General features: G+C 43.4%; 1 protein-coding gene. It reads left to right on the top strand.

Annotated elements, in window-relative coordinates:
* The first annotated feature begins 134 nt into the window (after nucleotides 1-134).
* Nucleotides 135-1,481 carry an IS4 family transposase gene (locus EKM84_RS14060; RefSeq protein WP_125766279.1) on the top strand — a complete coding sequence of 449 codons (1,347 nt, stop codon included), beginning with the start codon at nucleotides 135-137 and terminating at the stop codon, nucleotides 1,479-1,481.
* The last annotated feature ends 78 nt before the right edge of the window (nucleotides 1,482-1,559 follow it).

Below are 1,559 nucleotides of genomic sequence, written 5' to 3'. Positions count from 1 at the left end.
CTAAAGGTTGAAAGTTAAATTGTACAGTAAAGGCCCGGCATGCCGGGCCTTTACTGTACAAAAATAGACATGGATTACTCCATGCTTGTATAATTGAGTTGTCTAAAAACAATATACAAGGAGAATCTATGCCCATGTCTAATATACCTCATTCAACCTCTGATTTTCACTATTCTTTTAAACATTTTTCTAAATTGGTCCAGTTACCCGTCGCACTTCGTCGTGCTAACGTCCTTAAAACCAAGGGGACACCTGTCCCAATCCTACTTGAATGGCTTTTAAGCACAATTTTTCACCGTTACTCAATCTTTCGGGCGACCGCAACGGATTTTTCAAAAAAGACTGCTCGAAATTGCTTGAATGACCCACGAACCAACTGGCAACGCCTGGTTACACTCCTGGCAGTCCGGCTTATTCAATACGTCCATCATTTTACAGATTCAAGACGCCGCCAAGCACTCATCCTCGATGATTCCTTATTTAAACGCGAATTTTCTAAGAAAACTGAGTTACTAGCTCGGGTCTTCGACCACGATAAACAAGTGTACTTCAAGGGATTTCGCACCCTAACTTTGGGGTGGAGTGACGGTAATACCTTTCTTCCCATCCGCTTCGCTTTAATGTCCTCCAGTAATCCTAAAAACCAAGTTGGTATCTTTAAAAAATTCGATTGCCGGACCTTGGCGGCTCGCCGTCGTGCGCAAGCACAACGAAAGATGAACGACGTTGCTTTGGAATTGGTGGATGCTGCGGTAGGGGCTGGTATTAAGGCTCGCTACGTGCTCTTTGATAGTTGGTTCACATCTCCGCACATGTTCGCTGAACTACTGAAACGTGGGCGTTATGGCATTGGTATGCTGAAGAAATCTAAGAAGGTTTACTTCCGATATCGGGGCCGCCAGATGGATGTAAAAACGCTATATAACCAGCTTCGACGTAGTAAGTGGCCGACCAAGGCCCACTACTTGTATAGCCCCATCGTTACTTTTGACGTCGAAGGCCAATTAATGCCTGTTAAATTAGTTTTTGTCATAAAACGTGGGCATCCTAATGATTATCTAGTCTTGGGAACCACTAAAACAAACCTTCACCCGCAAGAGATTATTCAAATGTACGCTCGTCGCTGGCAAATTGAAGGCTATTTCAAAGTCGCCAAACAGTATCTCCAATTCGATAAGACCCAGATTCAAAGCTACGACGGGCTTTGTGGCCACATGGCTCTGGTCCTAATGGGCTATGATATTTTGGCTCTAGCGCAACGAGAGAACCAAGATGATCGAACCTTTGGTGGGATATTCTTCGAATATTCTCGACCCCTACCAGAAATTTCGTTCGCTAATGCTCTGGATTGGCTGATGAAAACCTTAACTGGTATAGCTAAAAAACATGATATGAGTGAAACGCTATTGAACATGATTTTCGATGAATTCATAAAAGCCTTACCAAGCAACCTGGTCAGGTTGCTTGGTAAGGCTCAATGAAGCATAAAATCTAATTTAAGTTGCTCCAGTTCAAGTATCCCAAGGGCTGAAGCCTATTTGAGTACTTTCAACCTTTAG

The organism is Levilactobacillus mulengensis (genome assembly GCF_003946045.1).
In the GTDB taxonomy this organism is placed as follows: domain Bacteria; phylum Bacillota; class Bacilli; order Lactobacillales; family Lactobacillaceae; genus Levilactobacillus; species Levilactobacillus mulengensis.
Note: the sequence above shows the minus strand (reverse complement) of the source record. Positions and strands in the feature narration are given on the sequence as shown.

Coding starts and splice junctions, on each gene's coding strand:
- EKM84_RS14060 (WP_125766279.1), top strand. CDS start 135: ATGTCTAATATACCTCATTCAACCTCTGATTTTCACTATTCTTTTAAA.